The following is a 339-nucleotide window of genomic DNA, read 5'->3' on the forward strand; positions in this document are numbered from 1 at the left end:
CAGTGCAATTTTTTAGCAAACCCCTAGTCATTCTAGTTGAATCTCGATTCGCAGCCGCTCGTTACTTTGGTATGCTCGACCAACCCACTTAAAACAAGGATTTGGTCATGAGCTCCTCATCAGATGGCAAAAAGCGCCGCGATAGAATATCAGGCTTTCCATCATGGGCGTTCGACAGCTCAATTCAGAAAATTATTGAGCGTAGCAAAATTCACATTTTGCCAGACAGTATTAGCTCTCAAATTGCTAGAGCAGCTGGAGCGGTGGAGGCCTTAAAGTCAGCTCAATTCGTACACACAACCTTCCCCGCTCAAATGGTAGAACAGCAAAGAAGTTTAG

At 44.8% G+C, this 339-nt stretch carries 1 protein-coding gene; it reads left to right on the forward strand.

Annotated features, from left to right (window positions below; translation table 11 throughout):
* Window positions 1-107: 107 nt before the first annotated feature.
* Window positions 108-339, forward strand: a 232-nt coding sequence (locus RJ32_RS15445) for a hypothetical protein (protein WP_034823234.1), incomplete at its 3' end; no start/stop codon positions are given.

Source organism: Idiomarina sp. 28-8 (assembly GCF_000320945.2).
Taxonomy (GTDB): domain Bacteria; phylum Pseudomonadota; class Gammaproteobacteria; order Enterobacterales; family Alteromonadaceae; genus Idiomarina; species Idiomarina loihiensis.